Origin of the sequence: Bartonella sp. B10834G3, assembly GCF_016102505.1 — a bacterium.
In the GTDB taxonomy this organism is placed as follows: Bacteria; Pseudomonadota; Alphaproteobacteria; order Rhizobiales; family Rhizobiaceae; genus Bartonella; species Bartonella choladocola.
The window spans coordinates 759,911-782,702 of record NZ_JACFOM010000002.1 but is presented as its reverse complement, the minus strand read 5'-3'; the positions used below and the strand labels follow the sequence as shown (position 1 = coordinate 782,702).

General features: G+C 46.5%; 17 protein-coding genes and 1 riboswitch. Of the genes, 12 read left to right on the top strand and 5 right to left on the bottom strand.

The window, feature by feature from the left end:
• The first annotated feature begins 84 nt into the window (after positions 1 to 84).
• The 3 genes from H3S94_RS08865 (at position 85) to ilvC (ending at position 4,091) form a co-directional block, all read left to right on the top strand.
• On the top strand, positions 85 to 2,010 hold the full coding sequence (locus H3S94_RS08865; protein WP_077992710.1) for a potassium transporter Kup: 1,926 nt from the start codon (positions 85 to 87) through the stop codon (positions 2,008 to 2,010).
• A gap of 378 nt (positions 2,011 to 2,388) precedes the next feature.
• A complete protein-coding gene (locus H3S94_RS08860; protein WP_077994586.1) occupies positions 2,389 to 3,060 on the top strand; it encodes a TetR/AcrR family transcriptional regulator in 672 nt (223 codons plus the stop codon).
• A gap of 11 nt (positions 3,061 to 3,071) precedes the next feature.
• Complete coding sequence (gene ilvC / locus H3S94_RS08855; protein ID WP_077992708.1) at positions 3,072 to 4,091, top strand: ketol-acid reductoisomerase; 1,020 nt, start codon at positions 3,072 to 3,074, stop codon at positions 4,089 to 4,091.
• Positions 4,092 to 4,607: 516 nt separating this feature from the next.
• On the opposite strand, the gene H3S94_RS12110 is transcribed toward ilvC, so the two are convergent.
• On the bottom strand, positions 4,608 to 4,949 hold the full coding sequence (locus H3S94_RS12110) for a BA14K family protein (RefSeq protein ID WP_077994585.1): 342 nt from the start codon (positions 4,947 to 4,949) through the stop codon (positions 4,608 to 4,610).
• 174 nt (positions 4,950 to 5,123) lie between these two features.
• Here H3S94_RS12110 and H3S94_RS08845 point away from each other — a divergent pair, with 174 nt between their 5' ends.
• The 3 genes from H3S94_RS08845 to H3S94_RS08835 all read left to right on the top strand — a co-directional run bounded on the left by H3S94_RS08845 (position 5,124) and on the right by H3S94_RS08835 (position 7,319).
• Entirely contained in the window at positions 5,124 to 5,618 is a 495-nt protein-coding gene (locus H3S94_RS08845) for a DUF992 domain-containing protein (protein ID WP_077992705.1), read from the top strand.
• A 212-nt stretch (positions 5,619 to 5,830) separates the two neighbouring features.
• Entirely contained in the window at positions 5,831 to 6,745 is a 915-nt protein-coding gene (locus H3S94_RS08840; protein WP_198240819.1) for a PhzF family phenazine biosynthesis protein, read from the top strand.
• Positions 6,746 to 7,016: 271 nt separating this feature from the next.
• Positions 7,017 to 7,319, top strand: a complete 303-nt coding sequence (locus tag H3S94_RS08835; protein WP_198240818.1) for a hypothetical protein — start codon at positions 7,017 to 7,019, stop codon at positions 7,317 to 7,319.
• Here H3S94_RS08835 and metE read toward each other — a convergent pair.
• Both metE and H3S94_RS08825 read right to left on the bottom strand, forming a co-directional pair.
• Positions 7,316 to 9,655 carry a 5-methyltetrahydropteroyltriglutamate--homocysteine S-methyltransferase gene (metE, locus tag H3S94_RS08830; RefSeq protein WP_198240817.1) on the bottom strand — a complete coding sequence of 780 codons (2,340 nt, stop codon included), beginning with the start codon at positions 9,653 to 9,655 and terminating at the stop codon, positions 7,316 to 7,318. The two genes, H3S94_RS08835 and metE, sit on opposite strands and share 4 nt — an antisense overlap.
• A gap of 89 nt (positions 9,656 to 9,744) precedes the next feature.
• Positions 9,745 to 9,948, bottom strand: a riboswitch (cobalamin riboswitch).
• A gap of 320 nt (positions 9,949 to 10,268) precedes the next feature.
• On the bottom strand, positions 10,269 to 10,709 hold the full coding sequence (locus H3S94_RS08825; RefSeq protein ID WP_246786469.1) for a MarR family winged helix-turn-helix transcriptional regulator: 441 nt from the start codon (positions 10,707 to 10,709) through the stop codon (positions 10,269 to 10,271).
• A gap of 105 nt (positions 10,710 to 10,814) precedes the next feature.
• On the opposite strand from H3S94_RS08825, the gene H3S94_RS08820 reads away from it, so the two are divergent.
• The 6 genes from H3S94_RS08820 to H3S94_RS08795 all read left to right on the top strand — a co-directional run bounded on the left by H3S94_RS08820 (position 10,815) and on the right by H3S94_RS08795 (position 20,570).
• Positions 10,815 to 11,627 carry a p-hydroxycinnamoyl CoA hydratase/lyase gene (locus tag H3S94_RS08820; RefSeq protein WP_077992684.1) on the top strand — a complete coding sequence of 271 codons (813 nt, stop codon included), beginning with the start codon at positions 10,815 to 10,817 and terminating at the stop codon, positions 11,625 to 11,627.
• Between the two features lie 104 nt (positions 11,628 to 11,731).
• Positions 11,732 to 13,867, top strand: coding sequence for an acetate--CoA ligase family protein (locus H3S94_RS08815; RefSeq protein WP_198240815.1), 2,136 nt, complete (start codon positions 11,732 to 11,734; stop codon positions 13,865 to 13,867).
• 1 nt (position 13,868) lies between these two features.
• Positions 13,869 to 15,593, top strand: a complete 1,725-nt coding sequence (locus H3S94_RS08810; protein ID WP_198240814.1) for an acyl-CoA dehydrogenase family protein — start codon at positions 13,869 to 13,871, stop codon at positions 15,591 to 15,593.
• 245 nt (positions 15,594 to 15,838) lie between these two features.
• On the top strand, positions 15,839 to 17,536 hold the full coding sequence (mdlC, locus tag H3S94_RS08805; protein WP_198240813.1) for a benzoylformate decarboxylase: 1,698 nt from the start codon (positions 15,839 to 15,841) through the stop codon (positions 17,534 to 17,536).
• Positions 17,537 to 17,600: 64 nt separating this feature from the next.
• Positions 17,601 to 19,052 carry an aldehyde dehydrogenase gene (locus H3S94_RS08800; RefSeq protein ID WP_198240812.1) on the top strand — a complete coding sequence of 484 codons (1,452 nt, stop codon included), beginning with the start codon at positions 17,601 to 17,603 and terminating at the stop codon, positions 19,050 to 19,052.
• 171 nt (positions 19,053 to 19,223) lie between these two features.
• Positions 19,224 to 20,570: an MFS transporter gene (locus H3S94_RS08795; RefSeq protein WP_198240811.1), complete on the top strand. Its 1,347-nt coding sequence runs from the start codon at positions 19,224 to 19,226 to the stop codon at positions 20,568 to 20,570.
• A 726-nt stretch (positions 20,571 to 21,296) separates the two neighbouring features.
• Here H3S94_RS08795 and H3S94_RS08790 read toward each other — a convergent pair.
• The gene (locus H3S94_RS08790; protein ID WP_246786451.1) at positions 21,297 to 21,887 is read right to left on the bottom strand and encodes a TetR/AcrR family transcriptional regulator; all 591 of its coding nucleotides are present in this window, start codon (positions 21,885 to 21,887) and stop codon (positions 21,297 to 21,299) included.
• 132 nt (positions 21,888 to 22,019) lie between these two features.
• The gene (locus tag H3S94_RS08785; RefSeq protein ID WP_198240809.1) at positions 22,020 to 22,784 is read right to left on the bottom strand and encodes a Phenylacetic acid catabolic protein; all 765 of its coding nucleotides are present in this window, start codon (positions 22,782 to 22,784) and stop codon (positions 22,020 to 22,022) included.
• Between the last annotated feature and the right edge of the window lie 8 nt (positions 22,785 to 22,792).

The window sequence follows — 22,792 nt, the reverse complement described above, 5'->3', positions numbered from 1 at the left end:
AGGTGAATATGTAAGATCAAGGTCGTTTTTACCCGTCTTCTACCTCAACAACTGGATAACAATTTCGGCTGAAAGGATTGCGCTATGGCGGACTCTCAAGATATTGACGCTGTGACCGATGATCCAACAACAGCCGATGAAAATAATGACCATTCCAAAGAGAGTTTTTTACTGCTTTTGATTGGCGCAATCGGTGTTGTCTATGGTGATATTGGAACCAGCCCGATTTATGCATTTCGCGAGGCGTTGCGCGCTGGTGCGGGTAATCATGATATTTTAAAAAATGATGTTTACGGGGTTATTTCACTTATATTCTGGGCATTACTGCTGATTGTTACAATCAAATATGTCGTGTTTGTTTTGCGCGCCGACAATAATGGCGAGGGCGGCATTCTCTCGCTGATGGCACTTGCCCGTTCCACCTTCCGGAAAAGAGGGGGGTGGGTTTTGGGAATAGGCATTCTCGGCGCCTCGCTATTTTTTGGTGACGCCGTCATTACCCCTGCCGTTTCGGTGCTTTCGGCAGTCGAAGGTATGGAGGTTGTGGCCCCCGACCTTGAACCTTTTGTTGTGCCACTGACACTTGTTATTCTGGTTGCACTTTTTGCTGTCCAAAAGTTTGGAACAGGAAAGGTGGCTATCGTTTTCGGGCCTATCACTTTGGTCTGGTTCCTTGCACTTGGCGGCTTCGGGCTTTTTCACATATTTGATGATCTCACGATTTTGAAATCATTGTTGCCATGGTATGCGATCTCATACATTGTCAGCAATCCCGCGACATCTTTTGCAGCCGTCGGGGCTGTTTTTCTGGCTGTCACCGGTGCCGAAGCCCTTTATGCCGATCTTGGACATTTCGGACGGCGTCCGATTGTAGCCGCCTGGCTATGGATTGTGTTTCCGTGTCTTGTGCTCAATTATCTGGGGCAGGGCGCATTCATTCTTTCCCACGGGCGCAATACTGTAAATCCGTTTTATCAAATGTTGCCGGAATGGTCGCTTATACCGATGATCGTTCTTGCAACAATGGCAACCGTTATCGCTTCACAGGCCGTTATCACAGGTGCGTTTTCTCTGGCACGACAGGCTGTTCAGCTCAATATTTTGCCGCGACTTGAAATTTTGCACACTTCGGAAAAAAATTTGGGGCAAATTTATATGCCGCGGGTCAATCTGCTCCTTGCGGTTATCGTTATTTGTCTTGTGATCGGCTTTGAAAAATCATCCAATCTGGCAGCCGCCTATGGTATTTCGGTCACCGGCAATATGATCGTGACCACATCGCTTCTGTTCATTGTGATGAAGCGGATCTGGAAATGGCGCCTTGCTTTATGCCTTGTGCCGACGATTGCATTTCTGTGTCTCGATTTTCTTTTCTTCAGTGCCAATGTGGTCAAAATCCATGAAGGTGGCTGGTTCTCTGTAGGGCTTGCTTGCAGCGTTATCCTCGTTATGTGGACATGGGTTCGTGGCAGCCGCCATTTGTTCAAAAAAACCCGCAAGGCCGAAGTACCGCTTGATCTTATTGTCAACAAGATGGCGGAAAAACCGCCGATTATTGTGCCGGGAACAGCAGTCTTTTTGACCAGTGATCCGAAAAGCGCTCCAAGTGCTTTGATGCACAGCCTCAAGCACTATAAAGTTTTGCACGAAAACAATGTCATATTGACTGTTAATACCGCCTCCACACCCCGTGTACCGGCCGTGGATCGGGCCAGAGTATCGCAATTTAACGAACGCTTTATGCAGGTGACTTTGACATTCGGTTATATGGAGCAGCCAAATATTCCGAAGGCTTTGGCAATTTGTCGCAAGCTTGGTTGGAAATTCGATATTATGACCACATCATTTTTCCTCTCCCGCCGGTCAATCAAACCCGCGGCCAAGTCGGATATGCCGATGTGGCAGGATAAATTCTACATTTTCCTCGCCCGAACAGCGGCAGATGCAACAGAATATTTCCAGATTCCAACCGGTCGTGTTGTTGAAATCGGTACGCAGATTACTGTTTGATGTCGTGAACAGGATCGCGAACGCCGGCCATACTATCCAAATGTCGATGAAGTTTGACCGGCAGAATGCAATAATCGGGGTAATCATGGCTCAACCCGTTATTGCGGGTCTGGGGCAGGCCTATCCTGTTATACTATAACTTGTTATTCACATCTGCCTTACCGGCGTGGTCGCGCACGCATTATCAACCGTGTTCCGGTGCTGGAAAAAAAGGAAATTGCCCAACGATTGATGGCAAGTTAAAAAACTCATCAATGAAAAAGCCTTCTACCAATTAAAAAACAATATCTGTTAAAATAACGCTTGCTATTAAGAGATGATCGTAGCATGGTAAAGAACCGTACGGTACGGTACTGAGAAAAGATGAAAACAGCGGAAATGCAACAATCGTCAAACGCCACGGTCAACAACTTGGTCAATAATTTGACAGATCGTCAGAAAGACGTTCTCGATGCGGCGTTGCATTTGCTCGTCAAAAATCATTTGGCATTGACGATGTCGAAAGTTGCAGAAGCTGCGAGTTGCTCGAAAGAAACGCTTTATAAGTGGTTTGGCGATCGCAATACGTTTTTGGAAGCGATGGTCGAGTGGCAGGCTTCGCGCGTTCGCGCCGTACCAATCAGCCGCGAAGCGGTTGATGAACAAACCCTGTTCAACAGTTTGGAACATTTTGCGCGTGACTGGTTGATGGTTTTGACCTCTCCGACCTCGATAGCGCTCAACCGGCTTGCGGTCAGTCAAGCCGGTGCGGGTAAGTCCAACCTTGGAGATATTGTGCTTTATCGCGGGCCTTTTGCAATGGCGCGGCGTTTGAAGCCGATTCTGGAAATCGGGCGGGACTGCGGTTTTTTACAATTGGATGATCTCGACAATGCATTCCGGACATTTTTCGGTCTCGTCGTTCGTGATGTCCAGATACGCAAATTGCTGGGCGATGATTTTCATATGGATGATGAAGACATTATCCGTGAAGCTCGCACAGCGACAAGGCAATTTTTTGCTCTTTTCGGGCAAAAAAAGACGAACAAAACTGATGAAACGCAAATTTAAGGGAGTTTTCTATGCGTGTTTATTATGATCGTGATGCAGATGTAAACCTGATAAAATCCAAAAAAGTCGGTATTATCGGCTATGGCTCTCAAGGCCGCGCCCATGCATTGAACTTGAAAGATTCCGGCGTGAAGGAAATTAAAGTTGCTCTTCGTCCGGGTTCTGCAACAGCTAAAAAAGCCGAAGCCGACGGGCTTGAGGTCGTTTCGGTTGCCGAAGCAGCCAAATGGGCCGATCTCATTATGATGGTTACACCTGACGAATTGCAGGCAGATATCTTCAAAGACCACATTGCCAACAATTTGCGCGACGGCGCGGCAATTGCATTTGCCCACGGTCTCAACATCCACTTCGGTTTGATTGAACCGAAAAAGACAGTGGATGTCATTATGATTGCTCCCAAAGGCCCTGGACATACAGTGCGCAGCGAATATCAGCGCGGCGGCGGTGTTCCAAGTCTTATCGCTGTTGGTCACGACGCAACAGGCAACGCACATGATCTCGCTCTCTCCTATGCTTGCGGAATTGGTGCAGGCCGTTCAGGTGTTATCGAAACAACATTCAAGGAAGAAACTGAAACCGATCTCTTCGGTGAACAGGCCGTTCTGTGCGGTGGTTTGGTCAACCTTATCCGTGCCGGTTTTGAAACATTGGTCGAGGCCGGTTATGCGCCCGAGATGGCTTACTTTGAATGCTGCCACGAGATGAAGCTTATTGTTGACCTCATTTACGAGGGTGGTGTTGCCAATATGAACTACTCGATTTCCAACACTGCCGAGTGGGGTGAATATGTCAGTGGTCCGCGCATCATTACCGATGAAGTCAAGGCCAATATGAAGCGTGTTTTGAACGATATTCAAGACGGTACATTCTGCTCCAACTGGATGCAGGAATATAAATCCGGCGCTGTTCGTTTCAAAGCTATCCGCCGCATTAACGACGGCCATCAGCTTGAACAAATCGGTGAAAAATTGCGCGGAATGATGCCGTGGATCAAGTCGAACGCATTGGTTGACAAAACACGTAACTAATCGCACGTTTTTGTAATCCGAATTTTTGAAAAAGGGCTGGCAATGTCAGCCCTTTTTCTTTTTGTATCATATAGGAAATCAACAATTGCGATAATCGTCTTTTAACTTGCGATCAACGCACGGGCTGAAACACTGTGACATTATGTTTGTTTTTGAACCGTTCTGTCAGTTGTTTCATTATCGGCTTCTGGAAACTCTGGTATCAATTTGTAATGTCGGCCAAAGATTATCCGGTTTGACTGCGAATTTTACCGGACATAATCGACAAGCCAACGGTTAAAGTAAAACCGGAGAAGTCCGGCTTATTGCGACGAAAGATTTTCCCTGATAGCTCTTTAAAAGAAGGGTAGTGCGACCGACGTGGCGCGCTTCTTTTGCAATTGCCGTTTGATCGAGTTTGGCAGACGAGCAAAAATATCATTTATTTTTATGACGATGATCTTGCGTGGCTGATAGGTTAACGACCAACCGCCGGATAGATCGACTATGAAAGCGCGTCCGGTTTATAAAAATGTTTTATTTAGGGAAAGGCGATTTGCAAGTTTGTCGCACACCACCGCGATCGATATAAGTATCGTCTGACGAACGATAACTTCTATAACGGTCGCTACACCATTGTTGATGGTTAATATCAGGGCCGGTATCCAATTTATATGTTGGCCCACCGGGATTTGTCTGTTCCGGTTTATAATTGCGGTTCGGTCTTGGTACTCCATAATGGGCGTGAGGCAGCGGTGCATTCTGAGGGCGGGCAATAGGTGCGAGAGGGTTGTTGAGTTCGACAGCCTGAACCGGCACTGGAAAGATTATTGTTGCAAGGATTGGTAGAACAAACGATTTTTGCAAGCGGCAAAACATGGGCTTTCTCATTTAAATTTATAAACTCTTCAGCAAGACTGGTAATTCCGATCACTTTTCATATCGAAAGTAATAAGAATTCAATTCTACTTTGCAAAACTTTGCAGAGGCTGACTTGTATTTTCTATAATATACGCCAAATTGAGAAAAGTTAGTAGAGAAGGAACAATCATAATGTCACATTTTTTAAGAAATATTGTTATTGCCGGGGTTGCTGCCGGAAGTGCTATTTTGAGCATCAATAGCGCATCTGCCGATGATAAGGTTACAGTCGGTATGCTTGTATGTACCGGACAAGGCGCTGAGGGACATATTTTCAAAGCGACTGAAAAATTGACTTGCGTTTTCCAACCGAATGATAAAGGCGCCCAAACCGACAAATATGTCGGCAAGATCGAACAACTCGGCATTGATATTGGTAAAGCCGGCGCCGGCCAATTGTCGTGGATGGTTTTGGCAGCAAGCAAAGATGCATATAAGGCTGGAATTCTTGTCGGCAAATATGAAGGCGTAGGTGTTGATGTGGCAGCCGGAGTTGGCGGCGGAGCCAATTTACTCGTTGGCGATAACAAGGCTTTCTCGTTGCAGCCGGTGAGTGTTGAAGCTCATGAGGGAGCCAATATTGCCGTCGGCGTTTCCAAGCTGGTTTTGAACGCTGACAGCAAGTAATTTTTTTAAATTTCAAAGCGGCTGAACGAAATTCTGTCGGCTGACGGATTTTGTCGCAAAATGCTGATAATAGAAGATCGGGATGCAGTCGGGTGGCTGCATCCTTTCTTTTTTGATATAAAGAAACTTTACAGGTCGATCTGTTTCGTCCTAATCATAAACAGGATAAGGTTTCGATATCGTGTTTCTGCATTGAAAAAGGATTTGTCAGGGTGGAGGATAAAGGCCGTTTTTTTGAAATTTACGACGTGTTCAGTGACACGGTTCTATCGGGAAATCCGGTGGCAATCGTTCACGAAGCGGCCGGTTTGACAGATGAGCAGATGCAGTCTATCGCGCGTGAATTCAATTTGTCGGAAACTGTTTTCGTCAATCCGCCGAAGAATGAAAAACATGTCGCCAATTTGCGAATTTTCAAACCTGATGGAGAAATGTCATTTGCCGGCCATCCGACTGTCGGAGCCGCCGTGTCTCTTGCACGGAAAAATATAAACAACAATGGCCGCAATGATTCACTTATTATTCTTGAGGAAAAAGTCGGAATTATCCGTGCGGTGGTTGATTTGAGTGAAAAAGCAGCTTTTGCCGAATTCGACCTGCCCAAACTCCCCGAACAGCTCCCGCTTGACATTCCCAAAGAAATTTTTGCAGCCGCCTTCGGTCTCGAAAGCAAGGAAATAGGTTTTGAAAACCACATTCCCTCTCTTTGGACAGCCGGCGTACCATTTTTCTTTGTTCCTCTTCGCAATCTCAAAACGGTTGCCAGTGCACTACCTGATCCTGTTTATATTGCGCAAAATTTTGACAGGCTGAATGTAAAAACTCCGTCATTCTACCTCTATAGTCGAGAAACAAGGCTTTTCCAGAGCGCTTTTCATGTGCGCATGTTCCGCCCTGACGGCACGGAAGATGCCGCAACCGGCTCGGCTGCGTCGGCCTTTTGCGGTGTCGTCCAGCAATTTGATAACCCGTTGGATGGCAAGAAAAATATTTGGCTCGAACAGGGTATGGAAATGATGCGGGTATCGAAAATCCGGCTCGAATGGTATGTGGAAAATGGAAAACTCGTTTCTGCTCGCATTGGCGGCAAGGCTGTCAAATATGCTGAAGGCCATATATTTCCGTGAACATATGCCTCCTTTCCTGCCATTATAATAGTGGTGTGGAAACCTGTCTCCCGCTTGAAAACTGCTTTCAGCTTTTATGACTTCAGCTCGATTGTTGTAGTGCTTTAGCTCGATTGTTTTAAAATAAACATTTTTCCTATAAACTGAAACCCCGAACCATTCTTGCCGAAGCTATGGCCATCTGTCAGAAACTCTTGTTGCGCAATTGAAAAACTTTTTATTTGCAACATCAATCTGCGCAAGATTGTAGCCGATGCTGAACGTGATGAACTTGGCAAAGACATTTTGCGTCGAAGTGCTTGACGCAGATGTCCGGCATTTCGGACACTGTGCGATTGTTGCAGGCCTGACAGATCAAACAATCAAGGCCGAAGCCATTGGATGGGCAGTCCAAAGGATGGGGCGCTCCAAAGACACGATGCGGAAATGTGTGTTTGTCTCTGTAACGTTCCAAATAAAAGCCGGAACACCGATGCGATTGGATCGGTGCTCCTATATTTTTAAATACATAGACGAACATAGTTTAAGGCTTGGCATTACTCGAAGTGCCAAACCTTTTTGTGCTTCCGATTAAACGCTAACAGTCTTTCTCAACGTTTTGGCAGCGGCAACCATATTTGCGATGGCGGGTTTCACTTCCTCCCATTGGCGCGTCTTTAAGCCGCAATCGGGATTGACCCAAAGCTGTTTAGCCTCCAAACGTTGCAGCGCATATCCGAGAAGCTCAAGAATTTCTTCTGTCGAAGGGACCCGTGGCGAATGGATGTCATAGACACCGGGACCGATTTCATTGGGATATTTGAATTGCTTGAAGACATCGAGAAGCTCCATTTTGGAGCGTGAAGTTTCAATAGAGATAACATCCGCATCCATATCGGCAATTGCGGTAATGATGTCATTGAACTCGCAATAACACATATGGGTATGGATTTCTGTCGTGTCTTTCACCGTACTTTGAGTTAAGCGAAAGCATTCAACAGCCCATTCAAGATAATAAGCTTTATCCTTTTCTTTGAACGGCAATCCTTCCCGTAGCGCTGCCTCATCAATCTGGATTATTTTGGCACCAGCCTTTTCAAGATCTTCAACTTCATTGCGAATTGCCAAGGCAATTTGCCGACATGTATCTTCCCGCGGTTGATCGTCGCGGACGAATGACCAATTCAGAATGGTAACAGGTCCCGTCAACATGCCTTTGACAATCTTCGAGGTAAACGATTGTGCGACTTGCCACCATTTGACGGTCATCGGCCTCGGTCGGGAAACATCCCCGAAAATGATAGGGGGACGGACGCAACGGGAGCCATAACTTTGTACCCAACCGTGTCTGGTAAAAGCAAAGCCTTCCAATTGTTCGCCAAAATATTGAACCATGTCGTTGCGTTCAAATTCACCATGCACGAGAACATCAAGCCCTACCTCTTCCTGCCACTTGATCGCTTCGCCTATCCGCCTGGTAATAAAGCTCTCGTATGTTGTTTTATCAATTATTCCCTTTGTATAATCGGAACGGGCTTTGCGAACATCAGCCGATTGGGGAAAGGATCCGATTGTTGTCGTTGGAAAAAGAGGCAAATTCAGAATGGCTTTTTGTTTTTCATGCCTTGTCGAGTAGGGAGATGCGCGCCGCGCTCTATCTTTTTTGACATTTTCAAGCTGTTTTTGAACAAGGTTATTGCGGATGCGTTTTGATGATTTTCTTCCGTTTAATGCAGCTTTATTGGCGGCGAGCCTTCCGGTGACAGCGGCCGAATTGCCCGATAATGCCTGACAAAGAATATGGAGTTCATCAAGTTTCTGGCTGGCAAAGGAAAGCCATGATTTCAACTCGTCATCGAGATTAACTTCAAGATCAAGATCAATGGGAACATGAAGTAGCGAACAGGATGTGGCAATCTGAATGCGCTCTGTTCCCAGTTTTTCAACAACCGGTTTGAGCCAGTCAATCAAAGCATTAAGATCGCTACGCCAGATGTTACGCCCGTCAATGACACCGAGCGAAAGCGTTTGGTTAGGCCGGATATGCGAGACAAAGGCATCAAGCTGTTTTTTTCCGCGAACGAGATCAATGTGATAGCCCTTAACCGGCAAAGACAAAACAGTTTTAAGGTTATCTCCGACATCTCCAAAATAACTGGTCAGCATTATGCGTGGGAATTTTTCCACGTCGCCAAGAATTTTATAAGCATAGTCAAAGGCAGATTTCTGATTGGCATTGAGTTCAGTCACGAGGGTCGGTTCATCCATTTGCACCCAAGGACAACCGACAGATTTCAACTGCGCCAGAATATCCTGATAAACCGGCAGAAGTCGGGAGAGCAATGATAATGGTTCAATGTCATCTTCACGGCATTTCGCGAGCAATAGAAAAGTTACGGGTCCCAGAAGAACCGGCCTTGTCACAATGCCTTCAGCCTTTGCTTCGAGAAACTCTGTTATAAGTTTCTCCGATTGGAGCTTGAAGCTTTGTTTGGCATTTATTTCAGGTACGATATAATGATAATTCGTATCAAACCACTTTGTCATTTCCAGTGCCTTTATATCACTGTCAATGTGATGGTTTCCGCACCCGCAATCATTGTTGCCTTCGCGGCCACGTGCCATTGCAAAATAGGTTTTCAAAATATCATTATTTTCGCCATTGGCCTTATATTCGGCAGGAATGGCGCCAACCATAATAGCTGTGTCAAGGACATGGTCATACAAAGAAAAATCATTCGACGGTATAACGTCAATTCCTTTGTCTTTTTGCAGTTTCCAATGTCTTTTTCTTAAATCAGCGGCGGTTTTTAACAAGTCATCCTTGGAAATATTGCCTTTCCAGAACTGTTCGAGAGCTGTTTTCAGTTCCCGTTTGGCACCCATGCGGGGAAATCCCAACGATGCCGATTTGATTATTTGTGAAGTCATTTTACTACCCTTGATAAGGGAGCGAAGGGCACGAAGATACCCAAGAGATCGACCGATCTCCATAAGCACCTAACCGGGACACCCCGCCCGTGGACAATATTTGTCGCGGCAGGTCTCCTGGCTTACGGGTCAACACCTTTATCTACCTTCCCGGAAATAATTCCAGTGGTTTTATCAATATCGGCTCGCCGTTCACAGTTGCGGGGGCAGCTTCGGCATTTGAAATTTCTTCACCGAATTCCCTCTTAGCTCCATTTTTTAAAAAATAGAGAACCACGACACTTACCATTTGACACAAGATAAAAGAGCCGTCAACAGGATATAAAGAAATGTTTATATTTCAATATCAATTGAATTGGAGTTATATTCGCCCGATTTTGAACGGGATTGACACGATTTGGATACGATGTGCGGCGAAAAAAATAGGGCACTACTGCGTTTTCAGGCTATCAATATAAGAACTGTATGTTTTGTTTTGTCGGCAGGAAAAACGATAATATCGGGATATGAAGATATTCCCATCGGCTTGATGAATAAAACGCCCCGATTTTCAAAGAAATATATTTTTCATCGCTTCATTGAAAGACAAGCGGGATGAAATATTATTGGCGCATCAATGAATAATTTTGTCGAGTAACTGATCGAAAATTCTTTTTTCTTCATCACTCAGATTTCGCAATATTATTGCGTCGGTTTTCTTCATTTCCAGCAGAATCTGTGTGCAAAGAGAATTTCCGGCATCGGTCACTTCCAAGCCATAGGAACGCCCATTGAGGGGCGTTTTTTTAATCCAGCCCTTTTCTTCAAGATGGGTGGTGAGAGGAGCCATATTTGCGCGCTTTATGCCCAGACAATGACCGACTTCGGATTGCGTTGCACCGTTATTTGCATGAATCATCATTAAGACCGAGGCCGCTACAGTGGATATATCCAATGCTGTCAAACTTCTTCCCAGATATGCCATGTCGTCAGCCGATATGCGCCTCAGCCGGTAGCCGAAAAGACCTCCGATGGGATTTTGGAGCTCATCCGGTTTTTCGTCTTCCTGTTTCATCACGAATTCGTTCCTTGTCAGTTCGGTTTTTAACTGCTATGAAACATAGCAATTATTTATAGCCCGTAAAATGACCGGTTATACATATAAAGAGGAGGAAGCAATATGTCAGATATCGTTAAATTTGAAGTTGTCAATAAGATCGCCTGGGTATCTTTTGACAGACCGGAAAAACGAAACGCTATGAGTCCGGCTTTGAACCGCAAAATGATGAGCGTTCTCGACGAATTGGAGTTTCGCGAGGATGTGGGCGTTCTGGTCCTGACAGGCGAAGGTTCGGCGTGGACAGCGGGCATGGATTTGCAAGAATATTTTCGTGATACGGAAGCGCAGGGATTAAAAGGTATCAGACAGTCGCAACGCGAAAGTTACGGATGGTGGAGAAGGTTGCGGTGGTATCAGAAGCCGACAATTGCAATGGTCAATGGCTGGTGTTTTGGTGGCGGTTATGGCCCGCTTTTTGCCTGTGACCTTGCATTTGCGGCAGATGAAGCAAAATTCGGCCTGTCGGAAATCAATTGGGGTATTTTGCCGGGTGGCGGTGCGACAAAAGTGGCTGTTGAATTGCTGAGTTTCCGTCATGCTATGTATCACGCCATGACCGGAGAGCTGGTTGATGGCAAAAAGGCCGCGGATTGGGGATTGGTCAATGAATCTGTTCCTTTAAACAAATTGAAAGAACGGGTGGAAGAAGTTTGCAAAGTACTGTTGGCGAAAAATCCCACTGCGTTGAAAGCGACGAAAGATGCAATCCGTCGTGTGGGTAATATGGATTATGACGAGGCTGAAGACTATCTCGTTCATATGCAGGAGGCTGCGAATTCGTTTGATAATGAAGGGCGCAAGGAAGGGATGAAGCAGTTTCTCGACGAAAAAACCTATAAGCCGGGGCTTGGTGCATATAACCGGAATAAATAGACCTCGACAAGCATATTGTAGGGAAGAGCAATATGCTTTCATAGGCAGCATTTGAATTGCGATAGGGCTGGTTAAGCCTTAATGAGCGGGATTTGGAGGAGAAAATGGCCGCTATCAATGATCGCAACGAGCATTTCACGCTCGATTGCCTTTTGCACCCGAAATCCATTGTTATTATCGGTGCGTCGCCTAATTCCGGCGCACTCGGATTTTCTGTGCTGGAAAATTTGAAAAAACATCATTTCAAGGGCGAAATCTATCTTGTAAACCCGAAATATGATGAAATTAACGGGCATCATTGCTATCGCAACATTAATGATTTGCCGGAAGCTATTGATGCGGCTGTTTTGGCTATTCCGCGTCAATCGGTTCTTTCAACAATGGAGGCGTTGGCAGCAAGAAAAACCAAAGGCGTGGTTATCTTTTCGGCAGGTTTTGCCGAAGATGGAGAAGAGGGGCTAGCCCAACAACGCCAAATCGCCCAGATAGCACGCGAAAACGGTATGGTCGTCAATGGGCCGAACTGTCTTGGCATCATCAATTTCGATCATCATTCGCCACTGACTTTTATCAAAGCACCGCTGATGAAAGAGAAGTTCGGCAGAAAGGTTGCCATTGTTTCGCAAAGCGGGGCAATGTCGGCAGTTTTAAGCGTATCCTTGACGGCACGTGACATTCCGCTCTCTTACGCAATTTCTTCAGGAAACGAAGCGGTCAATACGGTCGAAGATTTTCTTCATTCGCTTATGAACGAAGACGATGTCGGCATTGTCGCGATGATCGTCGAACAATTTCGCAAGCCTGAATTGTTCTTGTCCATTGCCCGACAGATGCAGGCTTCCGGCAAAACCATTGTTCTTCTTCATCCGGGAAAAAGTGCGGAAGCACGGCAATCTGCCGCGACACATACCGGTGCAATGGCCGGTGATTATGATTTGATGAAAGTTATGGTCAAGCGCGCAGGTGTATTGCAGGTTGATGATCTGGAAGAATTGATTGATGTGTGTGATCTCTTGAGCCGCTATGGTACGTTCAAACAGGGAGGCGCTGTTATTGTCACTGAATCGGGGGCATATAAAGCTTTGGCGCTTGATCTTTGTAAAGAGGTCGGTTTACGGCTTCTGAAACTTGATGAAAAACAGCATGCGGAACTGCGTTCGGTTTTACCTTCTTTTGTGGCTCTTTCAAATCCGGTCGATCTTACCGCTCAAGGTCTGGTCGAACCGGCTATCTATGGGCGTGTGATTAAGGCATTGAACAAAGACGATCATATTAATGCAATTTTTTTACCGCTCATCCAGACAGACCATGAAACTTTTGAAATCAAATATCCGGAAATCATTTCGGCACTCGAAAACATAAAACCGCATTGCCCTATCGTTTTTGCCGGTCTTGATGATGGCGCTCCGGTGCCTCAGCATTTTATCCATGCACTCCGGAAAAATGGCGCTTCCTATTTCAGTTCACCCGACAGAGCAATTCGGGCTTTGGCATTGGTTACCAATCACGCCGACTTTGAACGGTCAGTGGCTGATGAAACGCTAAAACCGATTAGGTTTGACAGGGCGAAGGGTTCAGGGATTATCGCCGAATATCGTTCAAAAGAACATCTCTCGTTGGTGGGCATAAACTTTCCGGACGGTGCGCTGGTTAGTTCATTGGAAGATGCGCTTGTCGTTGCCGAAAAATTGGGTTTTCCGGTTGTCATAAAAGCGCAGTCGGAAGCTCTTCCGCATAAAAGCGATGCAGGCGGTGTTGTTATCAATATCCATAATGCTGACGATTTACGGCAAGCCTGGCAAAAGTTGCACGCCAATGTCGCCCGTCATCGCCCTGATGTGAACATTGAAGGTGTGTTGATTGAAAAAATGGGGGAGAAGGGAATTGAACTCATTGTCGGTGCCAAGCGTGATCCGCAATGGGGGCCGGTTATCCTTGTCGGAGCGGGCGGGGTAACAGCAGAGCTTTATCACGACAGTTGCCTTATTCCGGTAGATGTCGGTCGAAAGGAAATTATAGAGGCATTGAATAGCTTGAAATGCATTCAACTGCTGAACGGGTTTCGCGGTTCGCCAGAAAAGGACAAGGATAGCGTTATCAACCTGATATTACAATTGGCCGGGATCATGCGTGCCACACCGGAAATCACAGAAATAGATCTGAACCCCGTGGTGGTTTACGACAAAGGTCAGGGAGCCATCGCACTTGATGCTCTGATCGAGATAAGAGAGGGCATGTAAAATGGTATCACAGCGTGCCCGCATTCCACGATTGCAACCGGAACTTCTGGATTGCCTTTTACACTGTTCCGATGATTGGCAAAAAGTTCTTGAGCTTTCGCCCCATTTTAGCGAAATGGCGTCGATGCAAAATACGCTTTTAAGCGAGGCCGCACGGTTTGCAGACGGTGTTTTGTCGCCATTAAATCACACTATGGATGTTGTGGGTGCAAAACTCGTAAACGGCCGCGTTGTTACAGTCGATGGGCATAAAGAGGCGTGGAAACAGTTTGTCGAGGCCGGATGGACACTTCTCGGCAAGCCTGAACTCTATGGCGGGCAAGAGGCTCCTTTAGCACTTTGGGCAGCTATTCAAGGTATTTTCGACAGGTCTTCACCGGCATTTGGTATGTTGCCGGTTCCCCAAATATCGGCAGTAAAACTCATTTCTCATTGGGGAGATGAAAAGACCAGAAAAGATTGGCTACCAAATCTCGTTAGCGGCATATGGGGGGCAACAATTTGTATATCGGAACCGGATGCCGGCTCCGATGTAAGGCGTATGCGCACAAAGGCCGAAAAACAGCCCGATGGAAGCTGGCGTATCACCGGCGAGAAATGCTGGATCAGCTATGGTGACCACGATCTCGCAGAAAAGATAGGACATTGCCTCCTCGCCTATTCCTATGATGAAAAAGGTGTTCCGGGTATCAGTCTGTTTCTGGTTCCCGATCGCCTCGAGGTGAACCAGAATGGACAGGCCGCGGGAAATGGCGTCACCATTCAACGTGTCGAAGAAAAAATGGGGCTCCATGGTTCGCCGACATGTGTCATCAGTTTTGAAAAATCGGAAGCAATATTGCTTGGCAAAACGGGGCAAGGCTTATCGCAAATGTTTGTAATGATAGCAAATATGCGTTTGTCGGTGGGTGTGATGGGAACGGCTATAGCCTCGGCAGCTTATGATACCGCACTGAATTATAGTTTTGAACGCAAGCAGGGCGGACCGGCTGACAAGCCACCGGTCGCGATTTATCAGCATGTAGATGTAAAACGTATGCTGATGGAGATGGCAGCAAACACCAATCTCATGCGGGGTTTGATTTTTTCAATCGCCAATCATACAGATCTCTCCCTTTCGAGTCCAGATGAGGCACAACGGGAACAAAGTCACTTGTTTACGCAATTTTTGTTGCCTGTCGTAAAAACCTTGGGTGCCGACATCGGTTTTCAGGTGGCAAGCACCGCAATACAGGTTCTGGGCGGTGCCGGATATACCGGTGAATGGCCGGTTGAACAGGCATTGCGGGATTCACGCGTGCTGTCAATCTTCGAGGGAACAAGCGGAATTCAGGCGCTGGATTTGTTGAAACGTCGTCTCAAAGGCCGCGATCAGGGCAAAGGACTTAAAGTGTTTCTCGATAAAGCCTACGAGTTGACCGGTGCATTGCCTTCAAACCTTGCAAACAATTATCAAAGCGGTCTCGATCTTCTCAGGATTACGGCGCAAAAACTGGCGTCGCTGGACGATGAGGATGGCGAGGCAGGGGCAGATGCATTCCTCCGTCTGACCGGCAGAGCCGCGCTCGGATGGATAGCTGCAAGGCTGATTGCTAGAGGCGATATACCGGCACAGTTACGTTCGCAATCCGAATTTTATTTGCATGAAATGGCCATAAAATGCCGTGCTTTATCCGACCTTGCCTTATTGGGAAGAGCAAGATTGGGACAAACAGAAGCACAATGATTGCTCTGATACGGCATTCCGGCTGCCTTTAATGAAGACAAGCATATCAACATCAATAACAACAAGGATACCGATCGTTTTAACTCAAGTTACATTGCAGCGCGTTCTTAAAACTTATTGCCTTGGTGATCTCACGTCGTTGCCGCGATTTTCCAAGCTATCAGCGGCCCAAGTTAACAATGACCCAAGTTTTTAATGACCCAAGTTTTTAATGACGTAAAGTCTTTTTATTCGGGAGGGAAAAAGTGATAAAGCAATGCCACAGTTCCGGAAGGGACAAGAGTTACACCGTCAGAGATGCCGTGTTCGACTTTTTCGCGACCATTGGTGTTGATACAATTTTTGGCAATCCCGGTTCGACGGAATTGCCGATGTTCAGAAATTTTCCCGATCATTTCCGTTATATTCTGGGGCTTCAGGAAGCCACAGTGGTGGGTATGGCAGATGGATTTGCGCAAGCCACCGGCAAAGCGTCATTGGTTAATCTTCATTCGGCTGCGGGTGTGGGCAATGCAATGGGAAATATTTTTACCGCCTATAAAAACCAGACACCGATGATTATTACTGCCGGACAACAAGCCCGTTCTATATTGCCGTTTGAACCCTTTCTTGCTTCTGTCCGGTCGACCCAATTGGCCGAACCTTATGTCAAATGGGCGATAGAACCGGCTCGTGCGGAAGATGTGCCTTTAGCAATCCAGCGCGCTTTCAACATCGCTATGACGGAGCCGCGAGGCCCCGTTCTCGTATCGGTTCCGGTTGACGATTGGGATAGACAGACAAAGCCGCTCGCCGAACACAGGATGTTCTACTCGCAAAGACCCTCAGTAAATGCCATTGTAGCACTGTCTCATGCACTCGAAGAAAGCAAATGCCCGGCATTTGTTGTCGGCGGTGGCGTTGATCGCGCAAGGGCTTCGGATTTGCTTGTCAAATTGGCTGAACATCATCAAGCGCAGATTTACGTGGCTCCGATGAGCGGCCGCTGCAGCTTTCCCGAAGATCACTATCTGTTCAACGGTTTTCTTCCTGCACGACGTGAAAAAATTGTCGAAATATTGGGGCATCACGATCTTATTGTTGTATTGGGGGCGGGCGCTTTTCTTTATCATGTTGAAGGTTTTGGCCCTTTTATCCCAGAACAATCCGAACTTTTCCAGATTGTCGACAATCCTTTGACAGCATCGTGGACGCCGACAGGGACAAGTATTGTGAGCAATGTCCGTTTGGCGTTGGAGGATCTTTTAGCTGTTTCAAAACCGGTTAAAAAAGAAAAAAACCAAACAAAACAGTTGCCCCGAACAGGGGGTGCGGCAAAACCCCAATTGGCGGCAAAGCCCCAATTATCGTCCAATCCCCGATTATCATCAAACAGCCTATCGTCATCTACCCCTTTAACGACCGCTTACGTGCTCCAGACATTGCACGGTTTGGAAAACGAGGATTGGTTCATTGTTGAAGAAGCACCAAGTGCGCGCAGTCTCATACAGAAATTTTTGCCAATATCAAAGCCGGGACAATTTTTGACGATGGAGAGCGGCGGACTGGGTTACGGAATGCCGGCGGCTGTCGGGACAGCCTTGGCATTACCGGACAAAAAGATCATTGCCATTATCGGTGACGGCTCGGCACTTTATTCCGTTCAGAGTTTGTGGACTGCGGCCATTCAGAAATTATCCATTACATGGATTGTTTTGCGGAACGGAAGCTATGCGGCATTGGAAGAATTTGCACCCGAATTCGGGTTTAAAAAGCACGAAAAAGTGGTCGGCACGACCCTTTCGGGAATTGACTTTGTGGCATTGGCCAAAGGCTTCGGTATCAATGCAAAACGCATCGCCGATTGCGCGGAATTGGAACGGGAATTGCAAGATGCAACGGCCTCATCTTCATCGACATTATTCGAGGTTGTCGTATCCGATATAAAAAATGAGCCGGTATGAACAATAGATCATAACGGTTCGCATATGAAGTTTAACGAAGCTTAACAAAGACAGGCGGTTATTCATGGAAAATGTTCATCTTTTTATTGATGGAAAACATCGCAAAGCCAAAGGTGATAAAACCTTTACACGAAAGAATCCGATTGATGGAGAAGTCGTATCCGTTGCGGCGGCTGCCCGGATCGAGGACATTGTAGAGGTGGTCGATGCGGCATCGAGAGCATTTGAAGACTGGTCGCAATCAACACCGCAGGAACGGCAAAGACTTTTACAACGCGCTGCCGAAATTATGCTTGCCAAAAAGGACGATTTCATTACTGCAATGGCAGCAGAAACCGGTGCATCGGAAGTTTGGGCCGGTTTTAACGTTGCATTGGGAGCCGCTGTTTTTCAGGAAGCGGCGTCCATTGTTACAGCCGCAACGGGAGAGGTACTGTCTTCCAATACAGCCGGTCAACTTTCTCTGGCAGTGCGTCAGCCGGCGGGAGTCGTTGTTGGCATTGCACCATGGAATGCGCCGATCATTCTTGGATCAAGAGCGATCGCCGTGCCACTTGCCTGCGGCAATAGTGTGATTTTGAAAGGCTCGGAAGCCTGTCCGCGCACCCATGCATTGATTGTTGACTGTCTTGCCGAAGCGGGTTTTGCCAAAGGTGTCGTCAATTATGTGACCAATGCTCCCGATGAAGCGGCGGTATTCGTAGAAAAGCTTGTTTGTGCACCTGATGTGCGCAGGGTAAATTTCACCGGTTCGACAAAAGTCGGACGCATTATCGCTTCCCATTGTGCACGAAGCCTTAAACCGTGTGTTCTCGAACTGGGTGGAAAAGCTCCGATCCTGATACTGGAAGATGCCGATATTGACGCTGCTGTCGATGCTACCGTTTTTGGTGCATTCATGAATTCCGGACAAATTTGTATGTCGACAGAGCGCATCATAGTTGTCGAGAGCGTAGCCGCCACATTTCTTGGCAAATTGGTCGACAGAGTGAAAAAACTGACCATTGGCGATCCGCGTAAAGAAAATGTCAATCTTGGTCCGGTTTATGATATGGCGACAGTCGTTCATTGTAATCGTTTGATTGATGATGCACTTTCCAAAGGTGCCAAACTGTTGTGCGGGGGGAAATCGGAAACAACGTTAATGCCGGCGACCTTGCTGGATAATGTGGTTCCCTCGATGGGTATTTATCACGAAGAAACATTCGGACCGGTTAAAGCGATTATCAGAGCAAGAGATGACGAGCACGCGGTTTCTCTCGCCAATGACAGCGAATACGGGCTATCATCAGCAATTTTCACTAGCGACACGGCAAAAGGCTATCGACTGGCAAAACGCATCAAGTCGGGAATATGCCATATCAATGGTGCCACTGTCGATGACGAACCACAGGCACCTTTTGGCGGCGTGAAAGCAAGCGGCTTCGGCCGGTTTGGCGGACAAGCAGGGGTTAATGAATTTACCGATTTGCGCTGGTTGACCATGGAGACAGAACGTCGCCGTTACCCGCTTTGATTTAGGCGTTGAACGGCGGTTTTATGCCTAATTTCAATGAGTGCTGCGACCGGTTTGTGGGAGCCTATCCGGTCGCGAATGCGCAAATAGAAGAAAAACGGGAGAAGACGGCAGATCAATATATAAAAACAAAAATCCGGTTTGCCGTTACATGTCATTCGGGAGGAAAAAATGGCAGAAGGTAACAATCCGAAACCGGCATTGGATATTAGTACAACATTGGACCATATGCCTTTTACATTATATCAAAGGCTGATTGTAGTTTTCGCAGCTCTGGCGGTCATTCTGGACGGGTTTGATTCCCAGTTGATAGGTTATGCAGCACCGGCTTTGATGCGTGAGTGGGGATTGACCAAAAACGAATTCATGCCGAGCGTGGTTGCCGGTGTTTTCGGATCGAGTGTCGGCGCAATAACGGGTATATTTGCCGACTATTTCGGCCGTAAACGTGCACTTATCGGCTATATGCTGACATTCGGTCTGTTTACATCTCTGGTTGCTACGCAAAATAGCATTCTTGGAATTGCTATCTTTCGTTTCATAGCGGGGATAGGCATCGGTGGCGCTCTACCGATTGCGACGACAATTGCAGCCGAATTTACGCCCCAACGGTACCGGACAATGGTGGTCACTGCCACGATTGTTTGCGTTCCTTTAGGCGGTGTTGTTGCAGGTTTTTTTGCCGAAGTCATCATGCCCGATTTCGGTTGGAGAATGATGTTTCTGATCGGTGGTGCAATGCCGATTGCACTGTTGATTTTTTGTATCTTTGCTACTCCCGAAACGCCCAAATATCTTGTCGGACATCCCGAAAGGTGGCCGGAATTGCGGCGCATATTGAAAAAAATGGGGCAGATGGTGGATGACGATACGACGTTCACCGATAAGGGTGAACAGGAGCCTACAAAACGTGCCGGTTATGGAGCGATTTTTCGTGATAATATGGCACGCGATACATCCGCGCTCTGGTGTGCATTTTTCTTTTGTCTGGCATCCGTTTATGCTGCTTTCAGCTGGTTGCCGACAATGCTGGCCTCGGTTGATATATCGCAGGATGTAGCGCGGTCGGGCTTGACAGTCTATAATTTCGGCGGCGTTATCGGGGCACTTGTTTGTTCATGGTTTATCACCAAATTCGGATCGTATAGCCCGTTAATTCTGTGTAGTGCAGGCGGCGCGTTAAGTGCTTTGGCAGTCGAATTTTTTGATATGTCAAGCCACCTGCTATTGTTGATTATACTGTTGGGATTGCACGGATTTTTCGTCAATGCTGTTCAATCGACCATGTATGCTCTTTGTGCCTATATCTATCCAACAAAAATACGCGCGACAGGAACGTCAGGGGCTTTGATGTTCGGCCGCGTAGGGGCAATAGCAGCAGCCTTCGGCGGTGCTCCCATTATCACCTATAGCGGCTCGCTCGGTTATTTCGGTTTGTTAGCTTTCTCGATGTTTATTGTTACAATCGCCTTATTGGTGTTGCAACGGCATATTCCGCCAGCAAAAACGGCAAGCTGATGGAAATGGCTTCGGGAAACAACGAATGAACAAGTCACGAGTTTTCAGGATAAAGCCGGATTGAAACTTGATGGGGAAAAATCACATCTTTGGCGGGCAGAGACCGCCAAAGTTTGCAAAAAGATAAAATCAATAATTGTTATAACGTAATATAAAATCTGCTGAAAATGATAGCCTATCTATCTTGAACTGCTAACAGTAAAGGAATTATTCGGACTACCCGTTTACAAGTTTTGAGATGTATAAGTGTTAATATGTAAAAGTATTAATATGTATAAGTGTTAAACTATTAAATATCATTGATGGGTTATCATTGGCCAATTCTGATAGGTTGTTATTCAGTAATTCTAATATTGTTTTCGCTTTTACGATGAGCCTTGAGGGGCGCGGCCTGAAAAATTTTGTTTTTTCACATTGAAAAACTTGTGACCGGAAAACTCATGCCTTTCCTTTTTGCCTGAGGGGAAGTCTTCGGGCTCAAAAAATATCACAATAATGATAATAGAGAATATCGGGACGATAATGATGGCGTTATGGTTGAGGATAGCGCTAAACTTGTCGAATTTTCGAGAGATTTAACCGGATAAATAAAAATCGGGCAGAGCCGAAACTATAAAATTGGCAAAAAAGCAGCCGGATAAAACCGGTGAAAAAGAAAAGTTGCAGAAAAACGGCAATTCCGGCTCCGGTTTTATTGCGGTGGCTGCTGTTTTGACGCTAAAAATACTACAAGCTTTTGCCGCCATTCAAAACCAGTTTGGTGACCATATCGGCATATTCGTCGCGTGTTAAGCCCTTGCCTTCGCGGAACCATAAATAATGCCAGTTCAGCATACCGAAGACCGACATTGTAAGCGGTTTCAACAATTGCTTTGACTTCAAATCCGGCAGACATTCCGATAAAGCATCGGATAATTTTGTCACGAGTTGGCGCTCCATCTCAACGATGACCGACTGTTGGTCTGCTGTTAGCAGTTTCAAACTGGATATTTGAACCTGATGTTCGCAATCTGCGTCCTTATAGGTATCAAGCAAAGCATGAGCGATTGCCCAAACGCGCGCTTGCGGTGTTTTGGCTGTTTTTGTTGCTGTTTCAACTGCCGCCACAAGCTCGGAAAGATGCTGCTTCAACATTGCAAAAAGGATAGAATCCTTATCCGGATAATAATGATAGAGAAGCGCTTTTGACATGCCACAAGCGTCGGCGATCATATTGATAGATGAACCGGTAAAACCGTAGCGCGCAAAAAGCTTGGCCGCTTCAGATAGAATAAGGGATTGTTTTTCTTCGTAATCTTGGGCACGCGGCCGAGCCATGAACTCTGTCCTTTGCATGAGCTAAACCAGTTCACTCATGTATTGGTATAACTTGCTTGAAAGTGCAAGTCTATAACCGGATTTTCAGCTTAAAACATCTGCGCCTTGGGGCGAATATTTGTTTTTCATGTATTAATTATTGGCAATAGCAAGTCGAGCTAAAAAATCACCGGTATTTTTTTTGAACTGATCTAACATATCGCGGTTGGTTCTATGCCTCAATCCATAAGATTGCAGACGCTCGAAACGGTCTGATTCGATTTGTCCGAAGGTCGCTTCAATGCGCGGCAACCAATATTTTATTGATTTTTGCAAGCTATCGCTTCCGCTTTTATCCTTCATGATATGATGAAGTTCGGCAATTCCGAGTTCTGTGTGGGCATTCTCTTCCGGAATGATTTCCCGAAAGGTTTCGGCCAAAGGCGCATAAGATATTTTTGAAAGCTCTTCCAATTGAATGGAGGAGGCAATGCCCATGAGCACATTCATTAAAACGGCATCATTCCACCCCTCGAACGGATAATAAAATACCGATAGACGCATATCCCGTCCGTCTGCACGTGATCTTCCAATGTCATCCTCGCGATGTATTCGCGCGTTCCACGGGTGGCTTCCGGCATAACGTTCAGTATCGGCACCGAATTCTCCCATCAGTTCAAGAACAGCTCCCGCATGGCGGGCTTTTTCAAGAACAATTTTTGCTGCATTGATGCGCTGGCGGATACCGGGTGAATGATTGATAGCTTCGGCAAATCCGGCCGACGCCGCAAGCTCGCTGTCGATAAACGAAGCCATCAGCCGCAACAGTTCCGCCCGATAACGTGGTGGCAAGTTAGCCGGCGAAGAAACAACCCCGCCTTGTTTCAGATAATCGTCGATTGTCATATCGTTAGTCATGCTTCTTT

Bases quoted from the DNA above. Each gene is read 5' to 3' on its own strand.
- H3S94_RS08865 (WP_077992710.1), top strand. From the start codon at position 85: ATGGCGGACTCTCAAGATATTGACGCTGTGACCGATGATCCAACAACA.
- H3S94_RS08860 (WP_077994586.1), top strand. From the start codon at position 2,389: ATGCAACAATCGTCAAACGCCACGGTCAACAACTTGGTCAATAATTTG.
- ilvC (WP_077992708.1), top strand. From the start codon at position 3,072: ATGCGTGTTTATTATGATCGTGATGCAGATGTAAACCTGATAAAATCC.
- H3S94_RS12110 (WP_077994585.1), bottom strand. From the start codon at position 4,949: ATGTTTTGCCGCTTGCAAAAATCGTTTGTTCTACCAATCCTTGCAACA.
- H3S94_RS08845 (WP_077992705.1), top strand. From the start codon at position 5,124: ATGTCACATTTTTTAAGAAATATTGTTATTGCCGGGGTTGCTGCCGGA.
- metE (WP_198240817.1), bottom strand. From the start codon at position 9,655: ATGACTTCACAAATAATCAAATCGGCATCGTTGGGATTTCCCCGCATG.
- H3S94_RS08825 (WP_246786469.1), bottom strand. From the start codon at position 10,709: ATGAAACAGGAAGACGAAAAACCGGATGAGCTCCAAAATCCCATCGGA.
- H3S94_RS08820 (WP_077992684.1), top strand. From the start codon at position 10,815: ATGTCAGATATCGTTAAATTTGAAGTTGTCAATAAGATCGCCTGGGTA.
- H3S94_RS08815 (WP_198240815.1), top strand. From the start codon at position 11,732: ATGGCCGCTATCAATGATCGCAACGAGCATTTCACGCTCGATTGCCTT.
- H3S94_RS08810 (WP_198240814.1), top strand. From the start codon at position 13,869: ATGGTATCACAGCGTGCCCGCATTCCACGATTGCAACCGGAACTTCTG.
- H3S94_RS08800 (WP_198240812.1), top strand. From the start codon at position 17,601: ATGGAAAATGTTCATCTTTTTATTGATGGAAAACATCGCAAAGCCAAA.
- H3S94_RS08795 (WP_198240811.1), top strand. From the start codon at position 19,224: ATGGCAGAAGGTAACAATCCGAAACCGGCATTGGATATTAGTACAACA.
- H3S94_RS08790 (WP_246786451.1), bottom strand. From the start codon at position 21,887: ATGGCTCGGCCGCGTGCCCAAGATTACGAAGAAAAACAATCCCTTATT.
- H3S94_RS08785 (WP_198240809.1), bottom strand. From the start codon at position 22,784: ATGACTAACGATATGACAATCGACGATTATCTGAAACAAGGCGGGGTT.